21 protein-coding genes are annotated in these 21,885 nt (G+C 70.8%); 6 read left to right on the top strand and 15 right to left on the bottom strand.

The window, feature by feature from the left end; genetic code table 11:
• The 12 genes from nuoL to ACFY04_RS32140 are packed head-to-tail and all read right to left on the bottom strand — an operon-like array spanning position 1 to position 12,613.
• A complete protein-coding gene (gene nuoL, locus ACFY04_RS32195; protein WP_389122191.1) occupies positions 1 to 1,920 on the bottom strand; it encodes an NADH-quinone oxidoreductase subunit L in 1,920 nt (639 codons plus the stop codon).
• Positions 1,921 to 1,929: 9 nt separating this feature from the next.
• Entirely contained in the window at positions 1,930 to 2,229 is a 300-nt protein-coding gene (nuoK, locus tag ACFY04_RS32190; RefSeq protein ID WP_030653455.1) for an NADH-quinone oxidoreductase subunit NuoK, read from the bottom strand.
• The gene (locus ACFY04_RS32185; RefSeq protein WP_389122189.1) at positions 2,226 to 3,041 is read right to left on the bottom strand and encodes an NADH-quinone oxidoreductase subunit J; all 816 of its coding nucleotides are present in this window, start codon (positions 3,039 to 3,041) and stop codon (positions 2,226 to 2,228) included. Before ACFY04_RS32185 ends, nuoK begins: the two co-directional genes overlap by 4 nt.
• Complete coding sequence (gene nuoI / locus ACFY04_RS32180; protein ID WP_389122186.1) at positions 3,038 to 3,634, bottom strand: NADH-quinone oxidoreductase subunit NuoI; 597 nt, start codon at positions 3,632 to 3,634, stop codon at positions 3,038 to 3,040. The genes ACFY04_RS32185 and nuoI overlap by 4 nt, the downstream gene beginning before the upstream one ends.
• Before the next feature lie 3 nt (positions 3,635 to 3,637).
• Positions 3,638 to 4,993: an NADH-quinone oxidoreductase subunit NuoH gene (gene nuoH / locus ACFY04_RS32175; RefSeq protein WP_389122184.1), complete on the bottom strand. Its 1,356-nt coding sequence runs from the start codon at positions 4,991 to 4,993 to the stop codon at positions 3,638 to 3,640.
• Positions 4,990 to 7,494 carry an NADH-quinone oxidoreductase subunit G gene (locus ACFY04_RS32170; protein ID WP_389122181.1) on the bottom strand — a complete coding sequence of 835 codons (2,505 nt, stop codon included), beginning with the start codon at positions 7,492 to 7,494 and terminating at the stop codon, positions 4,990 to 4,992. Before ACFY04_RS32170 ends, nuoH begins: the two co-directional genes overlap by 4 nt.
• The gene (gene nuoF / locus ACFY04_RS32165) at positions 7,491 to 8,876 is read right to left on the bottom strand and encodes an NADH-quinone oxidoreductase subunit NuoF (RefSeq protein WP_389122179.1); all 1,386 of its coding nucleotides are present in this window, start codon (positions 8,874 to 8,876) and stop codon (positions 7,491 to 7,493) included. Before nuoF ends, ACFY04_RS32170 begins: the two co-directional genes overlap by 4 nt.
• Positions 8,876 to 9,631, bottom strand: a complete 756-nt coding sequence (gene nuoE, locus ACFY04_RS32160; RefSeq protein WP_389122176.1) for an NADH-quinone oxidoreductase subunit NuoE — start codon at positions 9,629 to 9,631, stop codon at positions 8,876 to 8,878. The genes nuoF and nuoE overlap by 1 nt, the downstream gene beginning before the upstream one ends.
• Complete coding sequence (locus ACFY04_RS32155) at positions 9,628 to 10,968, bottom strand: NADH-quinone oxidoreductase subunit D (RefSeq protein WP_389122174.1); 1,341 nt, start codon at positions 10,966 to 10,968, stop codon at positions 9,628 to 9,630. The genes nuoE and ACFY04_RS32155 overlap by 4 nt, the downstream gene beginning before the upstream one ends.
• Positions 10,968 to 11,687, bottom strand: a complete 720-nt coding sequence (locus ACFY04_RS32150; protein WP_389122171.1) for an NADH-quinone oxidoreductase subunit C — start codon at positions 11,685 to 11,687, stop codon at positions 10,968 to 10,970. The genes ACFY04_RS32155 and ACFY04_RS32150 overlap by 1 nt, the downstream gene beginning before the upstream one ends.
• On the bottom strand, positions 11,684 to 12,238 hold the full coding sequence (locus tag ACFY04_RS32145) for an NADH-quinone oxidoreductase subunit B family protein (RefSeq protein ID WP_123079911.1): 555 nt from the start codon (positions 12,236 to 12,238) through the stop codon (positions 11,684 to 11,686). Before ACFY04_RS32145 ends, ACFY04_RS32150 begins: the two co-directional genes overlap by 4 nt.
• Before the next feature lie 15 nt (positions 12,239 to 12,253).
• On the bottom strand, positions 12,254 to 12,613 hold the full coding sequence (locus ACFY04_RS32140) for an NADH-quinone oxidoreductase subunit A (protein WP_030010013.1): 360 nt from the start codon (positions 12,611 to 12,613) through the stop codon (positions 12,254 to 12,256).
• Positions 12,614 to 13,500: 887 nt separating this feature from the next.
• Here ACFY04_RS32140 and ACFY04_RS32135 point away from each other — a divergent pair.
• A complete protein-coding gene (locus ACFY04_RS32135; protein WP_389122168.1) occupies positions 13,501 to 14,343 on the top strand; it encodes a C40 family peptidase in 843 nt (280 codons plus the stop codon).
• 145 nt (positions 14,344 to 14,488) lie between these two features.
• On the opposite strand, the gene ACFY04_RS32130 is transcribed toward ACFY04_RS32135, so the two are convergent.
• Complete coding sequence (locus ACFY04_RS32130; RefSeq protein ID WP_389122166.1) at positions 14,489 to 15,460, bottom strand: hypothetical protein; 972 nt, start codon at positions 15,458 to 15,460, stop codon at positions 14,489 to 14,491.
• Positions 15,461 to 15,495: 35 nt separating this feature from the next.
• Positions 15,496 to 15,909, bottom strand: a complete 414-nt coding sequence (locus tag ACFY04_RS32125) for a hypothetical protein (protein ID WP_389122164.1) — start codon at positions 15,907 to 15,909, stop codon at positions 15,496 to 15,498.
• Between the two features lie 399 nt (positions 15,910 to 16,308).
• Between ACFY04_RS32125 and ACFY04_RS32120 the strand changes: the two genes are divergently transcribed.
• The 5 genes from ACFY04_RS32120 (at position 16,309) to ACFY04_RS32100 (ending at position 20,538) form a co-directional block, all read left to right on the top strand.
• Positions 16,309 to 16,614 carry a hypothetical protein gene (locus ACFY04_RS32120; protein WP_389122162.1) on the top strand — a complete coding sequence of 102 codons (306 nt, stop codon included), beginning with the start codon at positions 16,309 to 16,311 and terminating at the stop codon, positions 16,612 to 16,614.
• Positions 16,611 to 18,158: a peptidoglycan-binding protein gene (locus tag ACFY04_RS32115; RefSeq protein ID WP_389122159.1), complete on the top strand. Its 1,548-nt coding sequence runs from the start codon at positions 16,611 to 16,613 to the stop codon at positions 18,156 to 18,158. Before ACFY04_RS32120 ends, ACFY04_RS32115 begins: the two co-directional genes overlap by 4 nt.
• A 116-nt stretch (positions 18,159 to 18,274) precedes the next feature.
• Positions 18,275 to 18,934, top strand: coding sequence for an ABC transporter ATP-binding protein (locus tag ACFY04_RS32110; RefSeq protein ID WP_389122282.1), 660 nt, complete (start codon positions 18,275 to 18,277; stop codon positions 18,932 to 18,934).
• The gene (locus tag ACFY04_RS32105) at positions 18,931 to 20,151 is read left to right on the top strand and encodes an ABC transporter permease (RefSeq protein WP_389122158.1); all 1,221 of its coding nucleotides are present in this window, start codon (positions 18,931 to 18,933) and stop codon (positions 20,149 to 20,151) included. Before ACFY04_RS32110 ends, ACFY04_RS32105 begins: the two co-directional genes overlap by 4 nt.
• A gap of 57 nt (positions 20,152 to 20,208) precedes the next feature.
• Complete coding sequence (locus ACFY04_RS32100) at positions 20,209 to 20,538, top strand: hypothetical protein (RefSeq protein WP_389122156.1); 330 nt, start codon at positions 20,209 to 20,211, stop codon at positions 20,536 to 20,538.
• A gap of 9 nt (positions 20,539 to 20,547) precedes the next feature.
• On the opposite strand, the gene ACFY04_RS32095 is transcribed toward ACFY04_RS32100, so the two are convergent.
• Positions 20,548 to 21,831, bottom strand: a complete 1,284-nt coding sequence (locus ACFY04_RS32095) for a geranylgeranyl reductase family protein (RefSeq protein WP_030722345.1) — start codon at positions 21,829 to 21,831, stop codon at positions 20,548 to 20,550.
• Between the last annotated feature and the right edge of the window lie 54 nt (positions 21,832 to 21,885).

The raw sequence follows: 21,885 nt of genomic DNA, 5'->3' as shown, positions 1-21,885 counted from the left end.
TCACACCGCCCTCATCAGCAGGGTCGCGGCGATCAGGACCACCGTGCCCCCGAACATCGAGACCGCGTAGCTGCGGGCGTAGCCGTTCTGCAGCTTGCGCAGGCGGCCCGAGAGCCCGCCGACCGAGGCGGCCGTCCCGTTGACCACCCCGTCGACCACGCTGTGGTCGAGGTATACGAGCGAGCGGGTCAGGTGCTCCCCGCCGCGCACCAGCACGACGTGGTTGAAGTCGTCCTGGTAGAGGTCCTTGCGGGCCGCCCGGGTGAGGAGCGAGCCGCGCGGGGCGACGACCGGGACGGGCTTGCGTCCGTACATGGTCCAGGCGATGGCGACGCCGATGACGAGGACCACCATGGTGGCCGCGGTGATCGTCATGGCGCTGACCGGCGGGTTGCCGTGCTCGTAGCCGGTGACGGGCTCCAGCCACTTCAGGAAGCGCTCGCCGATCTCGAAGAAGGCTCCGGCGAAGACCGAACCCAAGGCCAGGATGACCATCGGGATGGTCATGGACTTCGGGGACTCGTGCGGGTGCGGCGGGTGGCCCTCGGCGTCCGGCTGCCAGCGCTTCTCGCCGAAGAAGGTGAGGAGCATGACCCGGGTCATGTAGAAGGCGGTGATGCCGGCGCCCAGCAGGGTGACCCCGCCGAGGATCCAGCCCTCGGTGCCGCCCTTGGCGAAGGCCGCCTCGATGATCATGTCCTTGGAGAAGAAGCCGGACAGGCCCGGGAAGCCGATGATGGCCAGGTATCCGAGTCCGAAGGTCGCGAAGGTGACCGGCATGTACTTCCGCAGGGCCCCGTACTTGCGCATGTCGACCTCGTCGTTCATCCCGTGCATCACGGAACCCGCGCCGAGGAAGAGGCCTGCCTTGAAGAAGCCGTGCGTCACCAGGTGCATGATCGCGAAGACGTAGCCGATCGGGCCGAGGCCCGCGGCGAGGATCATGTAGCCGATCTGCGACATCGTCGAGCCCGCCAGGGCCTTCTTGATGTCGTCCTTCGCGCAACCGACGATCGCACCGAAGAGGAGCGTGACCGCGCCCACGACGGTGACCACCAGCTGGGCGTCCGGCGCCCCGTTGAAGACCGCGGCCGAGCGGACGATCAGGTACACGCCCGCAGTCACCATGGTGGCCGCGTGGATCAGGGCCGAGACCGGGGTCGGGCCCTCCATCGCGTCCCCGAGCCAGGACTGCAGCGGGACCTGGGCCGACTTGCCGCAGGCGGCCAGCAGGAGCATCAGGCCGATGGCCGTCAGCGTGCCCTCGGAGACCGGAGCGGTAGCGACTGATGTCCCTGTGCCCACGGAGGCGAACACCGGCTCGAAGGCGAAGGTGCCGAAGGTGGTGAACATCAGCATGATCGCGATCGACAGGCCCATGTCGCCGACGCGGTTGACCAGGAAGGCCTTCTTCGCGGCCGTGGCCGCGCTGGGCTTGTGCTGCCAGAAGCCGATCAGGAGGTACGAGGCGAGGCCCACGCCCTCCCAGCCGAAGTACAGCAGGAGGTAGTTGTCGGCGAGGACCAGGAGCAGCATCGCCGCGACGAACAGGTTCAGGTAGCCGAAGAAGCGGCGGCGGCGCTCGTCGTGCTCCATGTACCCGATCGAGTACACGTGGATGAGCGTGCCGACCCCGGAGATCAGCAGGACGAAGGTCATCGACAGCTGGTCCAGCTGGAAGGCCATGTCCGCCTGGAAGCCCTCGACGGGGATCCAGGTGTACAGGTTCTGGGTCAGGGTCCGGTCCTCGGCCGTGCGCCCCAGCATGTCGGCGAACAGTACGGCGCCGATCCCGAAGGAGACGGCCGCGAGCAGGGTGCCGATCCAGTGACCGACCTTGTCGAGGCGCCGGCCGCCGCAGAGCAGCACCACCGCTCCGAGCAGGGGCGCCGCGATCAGCAGCGCAATCAGGTTCTCCACAGCGACCCCTTACAGCTTCATCAGGCTGGCGTCGTCGACCGAGGCCGAGTGGCGGGTACGGAACAGCGACACGATGATCGCCAGGCCGACCACGACCTCCGCGGCGGCGACGACCATCGTGAAGAACGCGATGATCTGGCCGTCGAGGTTGCCGTGCATCCGGGAGAACGCGACGAAGGCGAGGTTGCAGGCGTTGAGCATCAGCTCGACGCACATGAACAGCACGATCGCGTTCTTGCGGATCAGGACCCCGGTGGCACCGATCGTGAACAGCAGGGCCGCCAGGTACAGGTAGTTGACCGGATTCACTTCGAGGCCTCCTCACGGCCGAGGCGCTCCGAGGAGGCCTGCTCCAGTGCCTTGAGGTCGTCGATGGCCTGGCTGGAGACGTCCCGGATCTGGCCCCGGGCGCGCAGCGTCCGGTTGACGGTCAGCTCGGAGGGGGTGCCGTCCGGCAGCAGACCGGCGACGTCCACCGCGTTGTGCCGGGCGTAGACGCCGGGCGCGGGCAGCGGCGGGAGCTGGACACCCTCGCGGACCCGCTTCTCGGCGAGTTCGCGCTGGGTGGCGGCCCGTTCGGTGCGCTCGCGGTGGGTGAGCACCATCGCGCCGACGGACGCGGTGATCAGCAGCGCGCCGGTGATCTCGAAGGCGAAGACGTACTTGGTGAAGATCAGCTGCGCCAGGCCCTCGATGTGCCCGCCGGAGTTGACCCGGCCGAGCCCGTTGAAGTGGGTGAGCCCGGCGTGTGAGATGCCGCCGATCAGCAGGGTGCCGAAGCCGAGCCCGCACAGGACGGCCAGCCAGCGCTGTCCCTTGATGGTCTCCTTCAGGGAGTCGGCGGCGGTGACGCCGACGAGCATGACCACGAAGAGGAAGAGCATCATGATCGCGCCGGTGTAGACGATGACCTGGACGACGCCCAGGAAGTACGCCCCGTTGGCGAGGTAGAAGACGGCCAGGATGATCATCGTCCCGGCCAGGCTGAGGGCGCTGTGCACGGCCTTCTTCATCAGGATCGTGGCCAGTGCGCCGATGACGGCGACCGTGCCGAGGATCCAGAACTGGATCGCCTCGCCCGTGGAGGTCATGGAGGTGGCGGTGGCGGCGATGGTGCTCACGCGTCCACCTCCTCGGACTGCCCGTTCTCCGGGGCGACTTCGCCCTTGGAGACGGCGACCTGCCGGACGGTGCCCGGGGCGGCCCCGGTCACCAGTCCTCGGTAGTAGTCCGTTTCGTCCATGCCGGGGAAGATCGAGTGCGGTGCCTCGACCATGCCCTCGGTCAGGCCGGCCAGCAGCTGCTCCTTGGTGTAGATGAGCGATTCGCGGCTGGAGTCGGCCAGTTCGAACTCGTTCGTCATGGTGAGCGCCCGCGTCGGGCACGCCTCCACGCACAGCCCGCACAGGATGCAGCGGGCGTAGTTGATCTGGTAGACGGCGCCGTACCGCTCACCCGGGGAGTAGCGCTCCTCCTCGGTGTTGTCCGCGCCCTCCACGTAGATCGCGTCGGCGGGACAGGCCCAGGCACACAGCTCGCACCCGATGCACTTCTCCAGACCGTCGGGGTGCCGGTTGAGCTGATGCCGTCCGTGGAAGCGCGGTGCGGTCGTCTTCTGCTGCTCCGGGTACTGCTCGGTGAGGCGCTTCTTGAACATGGCCTTGAAGGTCACGCCGAAGCCCGCCACCGGGTTCTGCCACTTCTCGTCGGACATCTCTCAAGCCTCCTCTCGGTCACTGTCAGTATTCGTCCCGCCACTGACAATCAGCTCCCGCTCGGCGCGGGACCGCCTGCGCGGTACGGGTGCCAGGTGCTGGCCGGGCTTCGGCGGTACGGGGAATCCGCCCGCCAGCGGGTCGAAGGGCTCGGCGTCGTGCACCGCCTCGGTGGCCGCCGTCTTCTTCTCGCGCTTGTCGCGGAAGACGTCCGCGACGAAGGAGAGCAGCAGGATCGCCACGACCGCGCCGCCGACGTAGAGGACGATCTCGCTGAAGTCGTACGCCTCGTTGCGCAGCGCCCGGACGGTGGCCACCAGCATCAGCCAGACCACCGAGACGGGGATCAGGACCTTCCAGCCGAGCTTCATCAGCTGGTCGTAGCGCACGCGGGGCAGCGTGCCGCGCAGCCAGATGAAGAAGAACAGCAGGAGCTGCACCTTGAGGACGAACCAGAGCATCGGCCACCAGCCGTGGTTCGCGCCCTCCCAGAAGGAGCTGATCGGGTACGGGGCCCGCCAGCCGCCCAGGAAGAGGGTGACCGAGACCGCCGAGACGGTGACCATGTTGACGTACTCGGCCAGCATGAACAGCGCGAACTTGATGGACGAGTACTCGGTGTTGAAGCCGCCGACCAGGTCGCCCTCGGACTCCGGCATGTCGAAGGGGGCGCGGTTCGTCTCGCCGACCATCGTGATGACGTAGATGATGAAGGACACCGGCAGCAGGACGATGAACCAGCGGTCCGCCTGGGCCTCGACGATCGCCGAGGTCGACATCGACCCGGAGTAGAGGAAGACCGAGGCGAAGGCCGCGCCCATCGCGATCTCGTAGGAGATCATCTGCGCGCAGGAGCGCAGGCCGCCGAGGAGCGGGTAGGTGGAGCCGGAGGACCAGCCCGCCAGCACGATGCCGTAGATGCCGACCGAGGCGACCGCGAGGATGTAGAGCATCGCGATGGGCAGGTCGGTCAGCTGCATCGTGGTGCGCTGGCCGAAGATGGAGACCTCGTCGCCCGGGGGCCCGAAGGGGATCACCGCGATGGCCATGAAGGCCGGGATCGCCGCGATGATCGGGGCCAGGACGTAGATGACCTTGTCGGCCCGCTTGACGATCAGGTCTTCCTTGAGCATCAGCTTCACGCCGTCGGCGAGCGACTGGAGCATGCCCCAGGGGCCGTGCCGGTTCGGGCCGATGCGCAGCTGCATCCAGGCGACGACCTTGCGCTCCCACACGATGGAGAAGAGCACCGTCACCATCAGGAAGGCGAAGCAGAACACCGCCTTGACGACCACGAGCCACCAGACGTCCCGGCCGAACAGGGACAGGTCCTCGGCAGCGAGTTGAACGGTGTTCACGCGCCCACCTCCGCAGTGGTGTCGCCTGCGCCGGCCGGGGTCGCCGGGCCGATGCGTACGAGGGTGCCCGGGCGGGCGCCGGCATCGGCGAGGACGCCGGAGCCGGTGGAGTTCAGCGGGAGCCAGACCACGCGGTCGGGCATCTCGGTGATCCGGAGCGGGAGTTCCACGGAGCCGGCCGGGCCGGTGACCGCGAGGACGTCGCCGTCCTTGACGCCGGTCTCGGCGGCCGTGGCGGCCGACAGCCGGGCGCTCGCCTCGTGCCGGGTGCCGGCCAGGGCGTCGTCGCCCTCCTGCAGCCGGCCGAGGTCCAGGAGGAGCCGGTGGCCCGCGAGGACCGCCTCGCCGGTGCCCGGGCGGGGCAGCACCGCCGTGTCCGCGCTCTGCGCGGCGGCACGCTCACCGGCCCACGGGCCGAGCCCGTCGATCTCCCGGCGTACGGCGTGTACGTCGGGCAGTGCGATCGGCCGGTCGGCGGCCTCGGCCAGCATGTGCAGCACGCGGGCGTCGGCCGGGGCGAGCCGGCGGGTCATCTGGTCGGGCTTGAGCGCGGCCTCGAACGGCCTGACCCGGCCCTCCCAGTTGATGAACGCGCCCGCCTTCTCGGCCACCGCGGCGACCGGCAGGACCACGTCCGCGTGGTCCGTGACCTCGCTCGGCCGCAGTTCCAGGGAGACCACGAAGGCCTCCTGGAGGGCGGTCCGCACACGGGCCGGGTCCGGCAGGTCGGCGACCTCGACACCCGCGATCAGCAGGGCCGAGAGCTCCCCGGTCGCCGCGGCCTCGACGATCTGGCCGGTGTCGCGGCCGTAGCGGTGCGGGAGTTCGTCCAGGCCCCAGGCGGTGGCGACCTCGTCACGGGCCCGCGGGTCGGTGGCCGGACGGCCCCCCGGCAGCAGGGTCGGCAGCGCGCCCGCCTCGATGGCGGCCCGCTCGCCGGCCCGGCGCGGGATCCACACCAGGGTGGCCCCGGTGACCCCGGCGGCCCGTACGGCGGCGGTCAGCGCGCCCGGCACCCCGGCGAGGCGCTCCCCGACGAGGATGACCGCGCCGGGCAGCCGCAGCGCCTCGGCGGCTTCGGCGCCGCCGGTCTCCAGCCCGGTCCGGGAGGCCAGCGCGTCGAGCCACTCGGGCTCGGTGCCGGGGGCGGCGGCCAGCAGGGTGCCGCCGGCCTTGTCCAGGCCGCGCGTGGCGAAGGGGGCCATGGAGAAGGTCCGCTGCCCCCGCTTGCGGTGGGCCTTGCGCAGCCGCAGGAAGACGCCGGGGGCCTCCTCCTCCGCCTCGATGCCGGCGAGCAGCACCGCGGGGGCCGCCTCCAGGGCGGTGTACGAGAGCCACTGACCGCCGAGGTCGACCCCGTACCCGGCGACCTCCGAGGCCAGGAACTCGGCCTCCTCCGCGCTGTGCACGCGGGCCCGGAAGTCGATGTCGTTGGTGTCCAGCACCACCCGCGCGAACTTGGCGTACGCGTAGGCGTCCTCGACGGTGAGCCGGCCGCCGGTCAGCACCCCGGCCCGGCCGCGCGCGGCGGCGAGGCCGTTCGCCGCGGCCTCCAGGGCCTCGGGCCAGCTCGCCGGCTCCAGCACCCCGGCGGCGCTGCGCACCAGCGGGGTGGTCAGCCGGTCCGGGCGCTGCGCGTAGCGGAACCCGAAGCGGCCCTTGTCGCAGATCCACTCCTCGTTGACCTCGGGGTCCTCGGCGGCGAGGCGGCGCAGCACCTTGCCGCGGCGGTGGTCGGTGCGGGTCGCGCAGCCGCCCGCGCAGTGCTCGCACACGCTCGGGGAGGAGACGAGGTCGAAGGGGCGGGAGCGGAACCGGTAGGAGGCCGAGGTGAGGGCGCCGACCGGGCAGATCTGGATGGTGTTGCCGGAGAAGTACGACTCGAAGGGGTCGCCCTCGCCGGTGCCGACCTGCTGGAGCGCGCCGCGTTCCAGCAGCTCGATCATCGGGTCGCCGGCGATCTCGTTGGAGAAGCGGGTGCAGCGCGCGCACAGCACGCAGCGCTCGCGGTCCAGCAGCACCTGGGTGGAGATCGGGACCGGCTTCTCGTAGGTGCGCTTCTTGCCCTCGAACCGTGATTCGGCGTTGCCGTGCGACATCGCCTGGTTCTGCAGCGGGCACTCGCCGCCCTTGTCGCAGACCGGGCAGTCCAGCGGGTGGTTGATGAGCAGCAGCTCCATCACCCCGCGCTGGGCCTTGTCGGCGACCTCGGAGGTCAGCTGGGTCTTGACGACCATGCCGTCGGTGCAGGTGATGGTGCAGGAGGCCATCGGCTTGCGCTGGCCCTCGACCTCGACGATGCACTGGCGGCAGGCGCCGGCCGGGGAGAGGAGGGGGTGGTCGCAGAACCGGGGGATCTCGATGCCGAGCTGCTCGGCGGCCCGGATGACGAGGGTGCCCTTGGGTACGGACAGCTCGACCCCGTCGATGGTCAGCGAGACGGTGTTCTCCGGTGGAACCGCCGCTCCGCCCCCGGAGGCCGCTGGAGTGGTGACGGTCATGCGTTCACCTCCGTGTCGGCCCAGAGGGTCGACTTCCTGGGGTCGAAGGGGCAGCCCTTGCCCGTGATGTGCTGCTCGTACTCCTCGCGGAAGTACTTGAGCGAGGAGAAGATCGGGCTGGCCGCGCCGTCGCCGAGCGCGCAGAAGGACTTGCCGTTGATGTTGTCGGCGATGTCGTTCAGCTTGTCGAGGTCGGACATGACACCCCGGCCGGCCTCGATGTCGCGGAGCAGCTGGACCAGCCAGTACGTGCCTTCGCGGCACGGTGTGCACTTGCCGCAGGACTCGTGGGCGTAGAACTCGGTCCACCGGGTCACGGCCCGCACCACGCACGTCGTCTCGTCGAAGCACTGCAGGGCCTTGGTGCCGAGCATCGAGCCGGCGGCGCCCACGCCCTCGTAGTCGAGCGGGACGTCGAGGTGCTCGTCCGTGAACATCGGGGTGGAGGAGCCGCCCGGGGTCCAGAACTTCAGCCGGTGCCCGGGTCGCATGCCGCCGCTCATGTCGAGGAGCTGGCGCAGGGTGATGCCGAGCGGGGCCTCGTACTGGCCGGGGCCGACGACGTGCCCGGAGAGCGAGTACAGCGTGAAGCCGGGGGACTTCTCGGTCCCCATCGACTTGAACCAGTCCTTGCCCTTGTTCAGGATCGCGGGAACCGAGGCGATCGACTCCACGTTGTTGACGACAGTGGGGCACGCGTAGAGCCCCTCGACCGCCGGGAAGGGGGGACGCAGCCGGGGCTGGCCGCGTCGGCCTTCGAGGGAGTCGAGCAGCGCCGTCTCCTCGCCGCAGATGTACGCGCCCGCGCCCGCGTGCACCGTGATGTCGAGGTTGCGTCCGGTGCCGTCGATGTCCTTGCCGAGGTATCCGGCCGCGTACGCCTCGCGCACGGCCTCGTGCAGGCGCCGCAGGACGGGCACCGTCTCCCCGCGCAGGTAGATGAAGGCGTGCTCCGAGCGGATCGCGTAGCAGGCGATGATCATTCCCTCGATGAGGGAGTGCGGGTTGGCGAAGAGGAGGGGGATGTCCTTGCAGGTTCCCGGCTCCGACTCGTCGGCGTTCACGACGAGGTAGTGCGGCTTTCCGTCGCCCTGCGGGATGAACTGCCACTTCATTCCGGTGGGGAAGCCCGCGCCGCCGCGTCCGCGCAGACCCGAGTCCTTCACGTAGGCGATGAGGTCGTCCGGGGTCATCGCGAGCGCCTTGCGCAGGCCCTCGTACCCCTCGTGCCGCCGGTAGGTCTCCAGCGTCCACGACCGCGGCTCGTCCCAGAAGGAGGACAGCACGGGGGCGAGGAGCTTCTCCGGGCTGGTCCCTCCGCCGGTCCCCGGGTGGGAGGTGCCCCCGTTGCCCCCGTTGCTCAGTTCGGAAGACACCGACATCACTCCCCTCCCTCGGTGGTGGCCTCGCCGCGCGGGTGGACGATCGGGGTGTGCGCGGACTCGCCGCGCGCGATGCGCAGCCCGATCAGGGAGGCGGGGCCGGCGCCGCCGGTCGCCTCGACCGCGCCCTCGCGCTCGTCCGGGAAGCCGGCCAGGATCCGGGCGGTCTCCTTGTACGTGCACAGCGGCGCGCCGCGGGTCGGCGAGACCTCGCGGCCGGCCAGCAGGTCGTCGACCATGGCCTTGGCGGACTGGGGGGTCTGGTTGTCGAAGAACTCCCAGTTGACCATCACCACGGGGGCGTAGTCGCAGGCCGCGTTGCACTCGATGTGTTCGAGGGTGACCTTGCCGTCGGGGGTGGTCTCGTTGTTGCCGACCCCGAGGTGCTCCTTGAGCTCCTCGAAGATGGCGTCGCCGCCCATCACCGCGCACAGGGTGTTCGTACAGACGCCGACCTGGTAGTCGCCGGAGGGCTTGCGGCGGTACATCGTGTAGAAGGTCGCCACGGCCGTGACCTCGGCGGTGGTCAGGCCCAGTACCTCGGCGCAGAAGCGGATGCCGGTGCGCGAGACGTAGCCCTCCTCGGACTGGGTCAGGTGCAGCAGCGGCAGCAGCGCGGAGCGGCTGTCGGGGTAGCGGGCGATGACGTCCCGGGCGTCGGCTTCGAGGCGCTCGCGTACCTCCGCCGGAAAGTCGGGGGCCGGCAGCTGGGGCATGCCCAGCGCGACCCCTTGGTTCGAAGGACTGGCGGTCATCGGTCGACGCCTCCCATCACGGGGTCGATGGAGGCGACGGCGACGATGACGTCGGCGACCTGGCCGCCCTCGCACATCGCGGCCATGGCCTGCAGGTTGGTGAAGGACGGGTCGCGGAAGTGGACCCGGTAGGGGCGGGTCCCGCCGTCGGAGACGACGTGCACACCGAGCTCGCCCTTGGGTGACTCGACGGCCGCGTACGTCTGGCCGGGCGGTACCCGGAAGCCCTCGGTCACCAGCTTGAAGTGGTGGATGAGGGCCTCCATGGAGGTGCCCATGATGTTCCTGATGTGGTCGAGCGAGTTGCCGAGACCGTCCGGGCCCATCGCGAGCTGCGCAGGCCAGGCGATCTTCTTGTCGGCGACCATCACCGGTCCCGGCTCCAGCCGCTCCAGGCACTGCTCGACGATCCGCAGCGACTGGCGCATCTCCTCCAGGCGGATCAGGAACCGCCCGTAGGAGTCGCAGCTCTCGGTGGTCGGTACGTCGAACTCGTAGTTCTCGTAGCCGCAGTACGGGTCCGACTTGCGCAGGTCGTGCGGCAGGCCGGCGGAGCGCAGGATCGGGCCGGTGGCGCCGAGCGCCATGCAGCCGGTGAGGTCGAGGTAGCCGACGTCCTGCATGCGGGCCTTGAAGATGGGGTTGCCGGTGGCGAGCTTGTCGTACTCCGGCAGGTTCTTCTTCATGGTCTTGACGAACTCGCGCAGCTGGTCGACGGCGCCCGGGGGCAGGTCCTGGGCGAGGCCGCCGGGGCGGACGAACGCGTGGTTCATGCGCAGTCCGGTGATCAGCTCGAAGATGTCGAGGATCAGCTCGCGGTCGCGGAAGCCGTAGATCATGATCGTGGTCGCGCCCAGCTCCATGCCGCCGGTGGCGAGGCACACCAGGTGGGAGGAGATCCGGTTGAGCTCCATGAGCAGGACGCGGATGACGGTGGCGCGGTCCGGGACCTGGTCGGTGATGCCGAGCAGCTTCTCGACGCCGAGGCAGTACGCCGTCTCGTTGAAGAACGGCGTCAGGTAGTCCATGCGCGTCACGAAGGTGGTGCCCTGCGTCCAGTTCCGGAATTCGAGGTTCTTCTCGATGCCGGTGTGCAGGTAGCCGATGCCGCAGCGGGCCTCGGTGACCGTCTCGCCGTCGATCTCCAGGATCAGGCGCAGCACTCCGTGGGTGGACGGGTGCTGCGGACCCATGTTGACGACGATCCGCTCGTCGTCGGCCCTGGCCGCGGACTGGACGATCTCGTCCCAGTCGCCGCCGGTGACGGTGTACACGGTGCCCTCGGTCGTCTCGCGCGCGGAGGCGTGATCGGCGGAGGCGTGGTTTGACGTGGACATCAGCTGTACGACCTCCGCTGGTCGGGAGCCGGGATCTGGGCGCCCTTGTACTCGACGGGAATGCCGCCGAGCGGGTAGTCCTTGCGCTGCGGGAAGCCCTGCCAGTCGTCCGGCATCATGATCCGGGTGAGGGCCGGGTGCCCGTCGAAGATCAGGCCGAAGAAGTCGTACGTCTCGCGCTCGTGCCAGTCGTTGGTCGGGTAGATCGAGACGAGCGAGGGGACGTGCGGGTCGCTGTCCGGGACGGACACCTCCAGCCGCAGGATCCGGCCGTGCGTGAGCGAGCGCAGGTGGTAGACGGCGTGCAGCTCGCGGCCCTTGTCTCCGGGGAAGTGCACGCCGGAGACGCCGGTGCAGAGCTCGAAGCGCAGGGCCGGGTCGTCGCGCAGGGTGCGCGCGACCCGGACGAGGTGCTCGCGGGCGATGTGGAAGGTGAGCTCGCCGCGGTCGACCACCGTCTTCTCGATGGCGTTCCCGGGGACCAGGTCCTGCTCCTCCAGGGCGCCTTCGAGCTCGTCGGCCACCTCGTCGAAGTAGGAGCCGTACGGTCGGCCCGTCGCGCCGGGCATGGCCACGGTCCGCACGAGGCCGCCGTAGCCGCTGGTGTCCCCGCCGCCCGCGGCACCGAACATGCCCTTGCGGACGCCGATGACCTCGGGGCCCTGGGCGCGCGGCGCAGGGACGTTGCTGCCGTTCTCCGGCTCTTGGGTCTCGCTCACCGGAGCAGCCCCTTCATCTCGATGGTGGGGAGGGCCTTGAGGGCCGCCTCCTCCGCCTCACGGGCCGCTTCTTCCCGGTTCACGCCGAGCTTGGAGCCCTGGATCTTCTGGTGGAGCTTGAGGATCGCGTCCAGCAGCATCTCGGGGCGTGGCGGGCAGCCGGGCAGATAGATGTCCACCGGGACGATGTGGTCGACGCCCTGGACGATCGCGTAGTTGTTGAACATTCCGCCTGAAGATGCACAAACCCCCATGGAAATGACCCATTTGGGAGCGGGCATCTGGTCGTACACCTGCCGCAGCACCGGCGCCATCTTCTGGCTGACCCGCCCGGCCACGATCATCAGATCGGCCTGGCGCGGGGAGCCGCGGAAGACCTCCATGCCGAAGCGGGCCAGGTCGTACCGGCCCGCTCCGGTGGTCATCATCTCGATGGCGCAGCAGGCCAGACCGAAGGTCGCCGGGAAGACGGACGACTTGCGCACCCATCCCGCGGCCTGTTCGACGGTGGTCAGCAGAAAGCCGCTCGGCAGCTTCTCTTCCAGTCCCATGGAAAATTCAGCCCCTCAGTCCCATTCCAGGCCGCCGCGGCGCCACACGTAGGCGTAGGCGACGAAGACGGTGAGCACGAAGAGCAGCATCTCGACGAGCCCGAAGATCCCCAGGGAGTCGAAGGTGACGGCCCAGGGGTAGAGGAAGACAACCTCGATGTCGAAGACGATGAAGAGCATCGCCGTCAGGTAGTACTTGATGGGGAAGCGGCCACCGCCGGCCGGCATCGGCGTCGGCTCGATGCCGCACTCGTAGGCTTCAAGCTTCGCCCGGTTGTACCGTTTTGGGCCGATCAGCGTGGCCATGACCACGGAGAAGATCGCAAACCCTGCGCCGAGGGCGCCGAGCACGAGGATGGGTGCGTACGCATTCACGCTCCTCGCTCCTTCCAGTCGTCCTTGACCGTTGGACCGCTGCCGGCCGGGGGCACCTCCCAGCGGTAGCTGGGGGCGTGAGCTGCCTCGCGAGGATCACGCTTTCGATCAAGCGCTTGCATGTGAGGCAGTTCACAAGCCGGACTGCTGCGCATCTTATGCCCGCTCCTCTGTGATCTGCGACACGGGTTGCAACACCGAGTTTGTGATCTCCACCACCTGACGAACGATCATGAAGTCCGATGAGTGGTGATCTTCATACGCGAAGCATCCGCATGGTTACCAAAGGTGACATCTGAGCCCATTACCGCAGGTAGAAGGCGGCTCGCCCTATCAAACGATGCTCAGTGCAGGCAAATTGGCAGGAGGGGTTTGGGGATGGTAAGGGGATCGGCGTCCCCCGGTCGGGGGAGCCCTTGTGTACGGAGGTGGACGCGGGGCAGACGCGGGGAGCGGATGGAGGGCGGGCGGGGGTGCCGGCGAGGGGCGCGGGACCGCCCGGGGGGCACATCGATGTCCGCACCGCCGCCGGCGCGGGGGACCGCGCGAGTGCGTGCATCCGTTCACGAACCTCTCGGCACGTTCACAGGAAGGTCACGGGAGGGGCACAGCGTCCGCATGGCGTGACGTTGCTGTGACCTGCGCCACTCTGAATCGAGCCTTCCGAAAGAGGGCTTGGCCATCTGTACGGAGTGATGGTAGGTCAAGGATCAATTCGGACTTAATTCCGAAACCCCATGATCACAGCCTTGTGAAGGCCTGTCCGATTCGCCCGTTACGGCGTCAATAAGAAGCCAGAGGCGCCCGGTTCGCGCCCTTCTCGCGCAACTGTGGCGCAACCCACGTTTCTTGAAGGGAACCCGGGCACCCTGATAGCGGTTGTCCTCATGTCCCACACCGCTCACATACCCAGCCACCGGAAGCCCCGCCGAAGCGCCTCGAAGCTCGCGGTCCGCGCCGGAGTTGCCGGTGGCGTCCTCAGCACCCTGGCCATGGCCGGCACCGCGAGCGCGTCCCCGTCCGCCGAGCCCGTGGCCGAGACGACGCTCGAAATGCCGGTCCTCAACCTGGACCTGGGCGCCGACGTCTCCTCCGCCGTCACCGTGGCCGCCGAGAACACCCGTCTCGCCGCCGTCGCGGGCGAACTGACCGCCCAGGAGGAGAGCGCCCGTACCGGCGCCGCCGCCGAGGCGAAGCAGGCCAAGGAAGAGGCCCAGAAGAAGGCCGACGCCGAGAAGGCCGAGAAGACGGCGAAGGAAGAGGCCGTCCGCAAGGCCGAGGCCGAGCGCTCCAGCCGCAGCTCCGGCTCCGAGCGCACGACGCTCAAGAGCACCGCCGCCCCGCAGGGCACCGGCACCGTCTCCGCCCCGGCCACCGGCTCCGCCGCGGCCATCGTCAACTTCGCCCGCGCGCAGGTCGGCAAGGCGTACGTGATGGGCGGCACCGGCCCGTCCTCGTTCGACTGCTCCGGTCTCGTCCAGGCCGCCTACCGCCAGGCCGGCATCAGCCTGCCGCGCATGTCCCAGGCGCAGTCCTCGGCCGGCACCTCGGTGTCGCTGAGCGCCCTGCAGCCGGGCGACATCCTGTACTGGGGCTCCAAGGGCAGCGCGTACCACGTCGCCATCTACGTCGGCGGCGGCAAGTTCGTCGGCGCGCAGAACCCCAGCACGGGCATCGTCGAGCGCAACCTCAGCTACGACAAGCCGACGGGCGCCGTCCGCCTCCTCTGAGCACGGCTCGGTCCACGGCACCAGGCACAGCCGAGAACGGCCCTGCGGCCGGTACTCCCCCGCTCGGGGGTGGAGTACCGGCCCTGGGGCCGTTCTCGGCGTTTCCCGGGCCGCCGGGGCGTGCTCCAGGGCTCCCCAGGGCTTCTCAGGCCAGCGAGGCCGCCAGCTTGAAGCGGGCCTCCCGCTGCTTCTTGTAGAGCGCGAGCGTCTCGGCGTGCTCCTCGACGAGCCGCTCCTGGTACGCCTTCTCGACCGCGCCCCAGATCCCGACGAGGTTCACCTCGCGCTTGCACGCGACATCGGCCTTGGCCGCCGTCACGGCCTTCGGACCGCCCTTGTCGTCCTGCAGGCCGAGCTTCTCCACGACGTCGTACGGCGATTCGATCCCGGTGTATCCCGACTTGTCCATGCATGACGACCACTTCTTGAGGGCGTCGACGACCCGGGAGTCCTGCCGGGAGCGGTCGTGCGCCTCCGAGGCCAGCCCGAACGTGAAGAGCAGGTCCACGCTGTCCTTGGCCGGGGCGTACAGCTTGCGGAACCCCTCGCGCCCGCACCCGCCGGCCGGCACCTTCTGCCCGGCCGCCGTCAGGCCGCTGTCCACCAGCGCGGCCTCCTCCTCGGTCTTCGCGTCGGGAGCCCGGCCGCCCTGCGCCCCGGGCTGCTCGCCGTTCATCACGACGTACGCGCTGTCGCTCAGCGGCGGCGGAGCGGGCTTCGCCGGACTCCCCTCCCCCGCGGACTTGTCGTACCCGTGGGCCGCCGCGTACGCCGGATCGGCCAGCCCGAAGAGGTACTCGTGCCGGTCCTCGGCCCCGGCGCCGGGGGCCTCGGCCGATCGCACGCCCTCGTAGGTGAACCCGTAGCGGGCCATGCACCGGGAGACCAGGGCCTGCTGGACCTGGCCCATCCGGATCCGTTCGGCCTCGGTGTCCGTGTACGCGTCCATCGGGAGGGACAGCGTGGCCGTCGCCGGGTTCACCTCGACGGGACCGAGCTCCGGTTCACCGCCCCCGGAGCCGCCGGTACCGGCGCAGCCGGCCAGGAGGGCGGCCGCCAGCAGGACGGCGGCCGGGGCGGCGGCCGCGGCGGGCCGGCGGCGCCGGGAGGTGTTCATCGCGTGGAACTCCTTCTGCCGGGTCCGGATCCGGATTACGGGTGGAGGGTGTACTTGGCCGAGCTGATCTTGTTCTTGAAGTTGGCCGAGGCGTTGCCCGTGTAGTTCGACGGGATCTCTCCGACGTTGCCGCCCAGGTCCTTGTCGGTGCCGACCTTCCAGGCGTAGATGTCCCGGTTCCGGTAGGACTCGGTGGTGTCGTTGATCCAGTTCCCGCTGGCCGAGCAGGAGCCCTGGTACTTGTCGTCGCCGAAGTTCAGGTCATTCGTCACCAGGTCGAAGACACAACCGGACTGGTTCTGCCAGTAGAAAAGTCCGAACTCCTGGTTCTCCAGATTTCCGTCGCGCCCCCAGGCGCCCGCCGGACCTGCGGTTCCCAGCAGAATGGCACCGGCCGAAACGGCGGCGACGCAGCCGGCGGTCAGCTTGCGCATTGCGTTGTCCATCACGCTTACCTCACTCCTCGGGTGAAAATCGGGGCGTTCGGGGCGGACCGGGGTCAGGCATTTCCGCCCGGCGGGATTCAACATCGAACCCCGTGCCGATTCAAGGTTCTTCTCAGCTGATGCACAGTCATGTCCGTTGTCCGATAGGTAACTTGTCGCGAACGGCCCCAGGTATCTACCATCTGGCGCGCGCCCTCCCCCACCCGCCAAACGGATGCACGTAATCCACTCCTACCGTCGCAAGGGAAGCCCGTCGTGCACGCGAGATATGTGACTCCTCTGCTTCTTCTGTGCATTTCACTGACGGGATGCGGCGGCGGCGGCAAAGAACCCGCGGCAAGCGACAGCCCGCCTCCCACCGCGGAGGAAATCGCTTACTACGACTGCCTGAAGAAGCAGGGCGTGGCGATCGTTTATACGGACTACGGCGCTCCGCGCGAGGACAAGTCGAAGCCCTGGAACGACGAGGCGCACAAGACCTGCGCACCGATGCTGCCGCCCCCGCCGAAGCCCCGGCCGGCCGACCCCGCCCGGATCGCCGCCGCGCAGAAGGAGTCCGTGTGCCTGCGGGCCGAGGGCATCTCCTGGTACCCGGACCCGGACCCGGTCACCGCCCAGATCGACGACCGCAAGGGCACTCCCGAACAGTGGAGCTCGCTCAAGCGCGACCACCTCGACGCGTTGAAGAAGTGCCGGCCCGAGAGATGAGCGAACCGGAGCAGGCCGTGGAGCACGCCGAGGCCCCGGCGGCCCCCGAGGACGACCGCGCCGGTCTCGCGCGCGGGCGGCGCGTGGTGCTCGCGGTCGTCGGCGGGGCCGCGCTGATGGCGGTCGGCGGACTGCTGGCGACCACGCTGGTGAAGTCCCCCGCGCAGGTGGCCGCGGAGACCGGCCCGCCCGCGCAGGGGGCCCTGACCGCGGACGTCGAGCGACGGGTGCTCGCGCAGACCGTGGTCATGCGCGGGACGGTGGTCGCCGACCAGAGCGTCGCCGTGACCCCGCAGGGGGTGCGCGCCGGCGAGGGGACGGGCGCGGCCCTGGTGACCAAACTGCCGCTGAAGGCCGGGGACCCGGTCACGGCGGGGCAGCTGATCGCCGAGGTGTCCGGGCGGCCGGTGTTCACCCTGCACGGCGCGCAGCCGATGTACCGCGACCTCAAGCCCGGGGCCACCGGCGACGACGTCGCGCAGCTGCAGCAGGCGCTGCGCGAGCTCGGGCACGGCACCGGCGGCGACGCGAAGGGCGTCTTCGGGCCCGGTACGAAGGCCGCGCTCGCCGCCCGCTACCGGGCCATCGGGTACGAGCCGCCGCCCGCGGTCGCCGACGGGGGCGCGGCCCTCAGATCGGCGCGGGAGGCCGTGCGGTCCGCGACGTGGGCCCTGGAGGACGCGAGCAGCCCCACCGGCCCGGTGGGCGCGCCCGCGGAGGGCGGGTCCGGCAAGGGCGGCGCCACGCCGGGCCCCGGCACGACAGCGAGCCCCGGCCCCGGCCTGCGCTCCGGCTCCGGCCGGGAGCTCGCACGGGCGCGGCAGGCCCTCGGCGAGGCCCAGGCCGCGCTCGCGGCCGCCGAGGCCGCCGACGGGCCGATGCTGCCCACCGCCGAGACCGTGTTCCTGGGTTCCTTCCCGGCCCGCGTCAGCTCCGTCGGAGCCCGCGCGGGCTCCCCCGTGGCCGGGCCGGTGCTCACGCTCTCCGGCGGGGAGCTCGTCGTCGAGGCCTACCTCAAGGACGACAAGAGGCAGCTGCTGCGTGCCGGAATGACCGTGGTGATCTCCTCCGAGCTCTCCGGCACCGATGTCCGCGGCAAGGTGGCGGTCGTCGCCACCGAGCGGTCCGCCGCGCAGCCCGCCGGACCGCAACCGCAGCAGGACCCCGGCCAGAACCCCAAGGGCGGCGGGAGCGGTGGCACGGGCGTCGGCGGTGCCGACCTCGGCTACCGGATGGTGGTCCGCGCCGACCAGCCGCTGCCCGCCGGCTTCGCCAGGCAGGACGTCCGGCTGACCGTCGAGTCGGCCGCCACCGACGGCGAGGCGCTCGTCGTCCCGGTCACCGCCGTCTCGGCGGGCGCGGACGGACGTACGGTCGTCACCGCCGTGTCCGCCGAAGGCACCCAGCGGCGCATCGAGGTGCGGACCGGCACCAGCGGCGACGGCTTCGTGGCCGTCACCCCGGCCCAGGCGGGCGCCCTCGCCGCCGGGACCAAAGTGGTGATCGGGGTCGCACCCCGCGAGACCCGGGGGAAGACCAGGTGAGGCTCCTGTCCCGGCAGGCGCGGCAGTCGCGGCAGTCCCGGCGGCCCCAGCAGTCCTCCGGCCGCGATGGCGGCAAGGGCGGCAACGGCGGCGATGGCGGCGACGACGAAAGCCCCGTGATCGAACTCCGCGGGGCCGGCCTCACCTACCCCGGGCCGCCGCCCGTCGCGGCCCTGCACCCCTGCGACCTGACCGTCCGGCGCGGCGAGTTCATCACCGTCGTCGGCCCCTCCGGCTCCGGGAAGTCCACCTTCCTCAACGTCGCCGGGCTGCTCGACTCCCCCACCAGCGGCCGGTACCTGCTCGACGGGATCGACACCGCCGCGCTCCCCGACCGGGAGCGCACCGCCCTGCGCGGCCGCCGGATCGGCTTCGTCTTCCAGTCCTTCCACCTCCTCCCCCACCGGTCCGCCCTGGAGAACGTCACCCTCGCCATGCTCTACACCCAAATCCCGCGCGCCCAGCGCCTCGTACGGGCCCGCGAGGCCCTCGACCGGGTCGGTCTCGGGCACCGGGCCAGCGCCGTGCCCGGCCGGCTGTCGGGCGGCGAGCGCCAGCGGGTGGCGATCGCACGCGCCCTGGTCGGGCGCCCCTCGCTCCTGCTGTGCGACGAGCCGACCGGCAATCTCGACTCCGTGAACGCCGCGTCCGTCCTCGGGCTGCTGGACGAACTGCACGGAGCCGGGTTGACCGTCCTCGTCATCACGCACGACCCCGAGGTGGCCCGGCACGGCGCCCGGACCGTCACCATCCGCGACGGGCGGCTGGATCCTTGAGCGCCGTCGCCCCCACCCGGCTGTCCGTGCGCGACGCCCTGGCCGAGGCCGTCGCCGGGATGCTGCGCCGGCCCGGCCGGGCCGCGCTCACCGCCCTCGGCACCGTCCTCGGCGTGGGCAGCTTCGTGGCCGTGCTCGGCCTCACCGCCACCATCTCCTCGCAGATCGACTCCAGGTTCAACGTCCTGACCGCCACCGAGGTCAGCATCGAGGACGTCGCCGCCCAGCAGAACGAGTTCGCCGGGACCGGCTTCCCCGCCGACGCCGAGCAGCGGCTGCGCGCCGTCGCGGGCATCGAGCACGCCGGGGTGCTGTGGACGGTGCGGCTCGGCTCACGCACCGCCGTCGGCCCCCTGCCGTCCGGCGCCGGCGACCCGACCACCGGCGCGGCCGTCGTGGCCGCCTCCCCCGGCGCCGTCGCCGCCCTCGTACCGACCCTCCAGCAGGGCCGGCTCTACGACGACTTCGCCGAGCGCGGCCACGAGCGCGTCGTCGTCATCGGCAGCGGGCTCGCCGCCCGCCTCGGCATCACCACCCTGGCCACCCGGCCCGCCCTCTACATCGGCCAGGAGCCGTTCACCGTGGCGGGCATCGTGGCGGACCTCCGGCGCCGGCCCGAACACCTGATGTCGGTGCTCGTCCCGCGCACCACCGCCGAGCAGCTCTGGGGGCCGCCCTCGCCCGGCGGCGCGTCCATGCTGATCTCCACCGAACTCGGCGCCGCCCGCCAGGTCGCCGACCTCGCCCCGCTCGCGCTGCGCCCCGACCACCCCGAGTACCTGAAGGCCGTCCCGCCGCCCGATCCGCGGGTGCTGCGCTCCGGTGTCACCGCCGACCTGAGCGCGCTCTTCCTGCTGCTCGCCGGGATCTGCCTGGTCATCGGCGCGGTCGGGATCGCCAACACCACCCTGGTCGCCGTACTGGAGCGGACCGGGGAGATCGGGCTGCGCCGGGCGCTCGGCGCCCGGGGGCGGCACATCTCGGCCCAGTTCCTCACCGAGTCCGCGGCCCTGGGGGCTCTCGGCGGCCTGGTCGGGACCTCGCTGGGCGAGCTGACCGTGGTCGCCGTCGCCCTCGCCCGGGACTGGACCCCGGTGATCCATCCGGCCACCGTCGCCGCGGCCCCGCTCGCCGGCCTGGTCACCGGGCTGCTGGCCGGGCTCTATCCCGCCTGGCGGGCGGCCCGTGTGGAACCGGCCGAGGCCCTGCGAAGATAGCGGGAGCGCGCCCGGCCGTCAGGGCCGCCCCGGCCCGCACCTGGAGGTGGTGGTCCCGTGAACCCGAAGCCGTACGCATCCCACGGCGTCGGCGACCCCACCGCGGTCCCGGCCGCGCTCGGGCTCGGCCTGCTCGCGGTGGGCGGCTGGCTGCTGACCACCGCCCGCCCCTGGCAGAAGCCCGGCCACCCGCTCACACTGGGCCTCGGCTGGACCGCCTCGGGGGCACTGCTGGTGTGCGGGCTGGTCCTGCTGGCCAGGTGCGTCCGTACCGTCCACCGCCGCCCGGTCCCGGGCGCGGACCCGGGCGCCGACCCGGGCGCGGACCGAGGCGCGGACGCGGACGTGCCCGCACCCACCGAAGCGGGCACGGGCACGGACGGCTGACCGGTCGGCTCAGGCCTTCGGGGCCACCTTCGAGAGGCCGTTGATGATGCGGTCCATCGCGTCGCCGCCCGTCGGGTCGGTCAGGTTGGCGAGCATCTTCAGGGTGAACCGCATCAGCACCGGGTGGGTCAGACCGCGCTGGGCGGCGATCTTCATGACCTTCGGGTTGCCGATCAGCTTCACGAAGGCGCGGCCCAGGGTGTAGTAGCCGCCGTAGGTCTCCTTGAGCACCTTCGGGTAGTTGTGCAGCGCCAGCTCGCGCTGGGCCGGGGTGGCCCGGGCCTGGGCCTGCACGATGACGTCGGCCGCGATCTGGCCCGACTCCATGGCGTACGCGATGCCCTCGCCGTTGAACGGGTTGACGAGCCCGCCCGCGTCGCCGACCAGCAGCAGGCCCTTGGTGTAGTGCGGCTGCCGGTTGAAGGCCATCGGCAGGGCCGCGCCGCGGATCGGCTGCGTCATGTTCTCGGGGGTGTAGCCCCAGTCCTCCGGCATGGAGGCGCACCAGGCCTTGAGGACCTCGCGCCAGTCCAGCTCCTTGAAGGCGGAGGAGGAGTTGAGGATGCCGAGGCCGACGTTGGAGGTGCCGTCGCCCATGCCGAAGATCCAGCCGTAGCCGGGCAGCAGCCGGTCCTGCGCGCCGCGCCGGTCCCACAGCTCCAGCCAGGACTCCAGGTAGTCGTCGTCGTGCCGCGGCGAGGTGAAGTACGTCCGCACGGCCACGCCCATCGGGCGGTCCTCGCGCCGGTGCAGGCCCATCGCCAGGGACAGCCGGGAGGAGTTGCCGTCGGCCGCGACGACCAGCGGTGCGTGGAAGGTGACCGGGGTCTTCTCCTCGCCGAGCTTCGCGTGCACGCCGGTGATGTGGCCGGTGCGCGCGTCGCGCACGGGCTCGCCGACGGTGCAGCGCTCGTACAGCCGGGCGCCGGCCTTCTGCGCCTGGCGGGCCAGGGTCTCGTCGAAGTCGTCACGCTTGCGGACGAGTCCGTAGTCCGGATAGGAGGCGAGTTCCGGCCAGTCCAGCTGGAGCCGCTGCCCGCCGCCGATGATCCTCAGGCCCTTGTTCCGCAGCCAGCCGGCCTCTTCGGAGATGTCGATGCCCATGGCCACCAGCTGCTTGGTGGCGCGCGGGGTCAGGCCGTCGCCGCAGACCTTCTCGCGCGGGAACGCCGTCTTCTCCAGCAGCAGGACGTCCAATCCGGCCTTGGCGAGGTAGTAGGCGGTGGTCGAGCCGGCGGGCCCGGCCCCGACGACGATCACGTCCGCGGAGTGTTCGGAGAGGAGCTCGGTCACTGCGGGATCTCCCGAAGGCTCGATATAGGGTGCCAGGCGGCACCGGACATGTGC

This window comes from Streptomyces sp. NPDC001549, assembly GCF_042894025.1.
Classification (GTDB): Bacteria; Actinomycetota; Actinomycetes; order Streptomycetales; family Streptomycetaceae; genus Streptomyces; species Streptomyces kutzneri.
The sequence above is the reverse complement of the archived record's forward strand: the minus strand, read 5'-3'. Positions and strand labels throughout refer to the sequence as shown.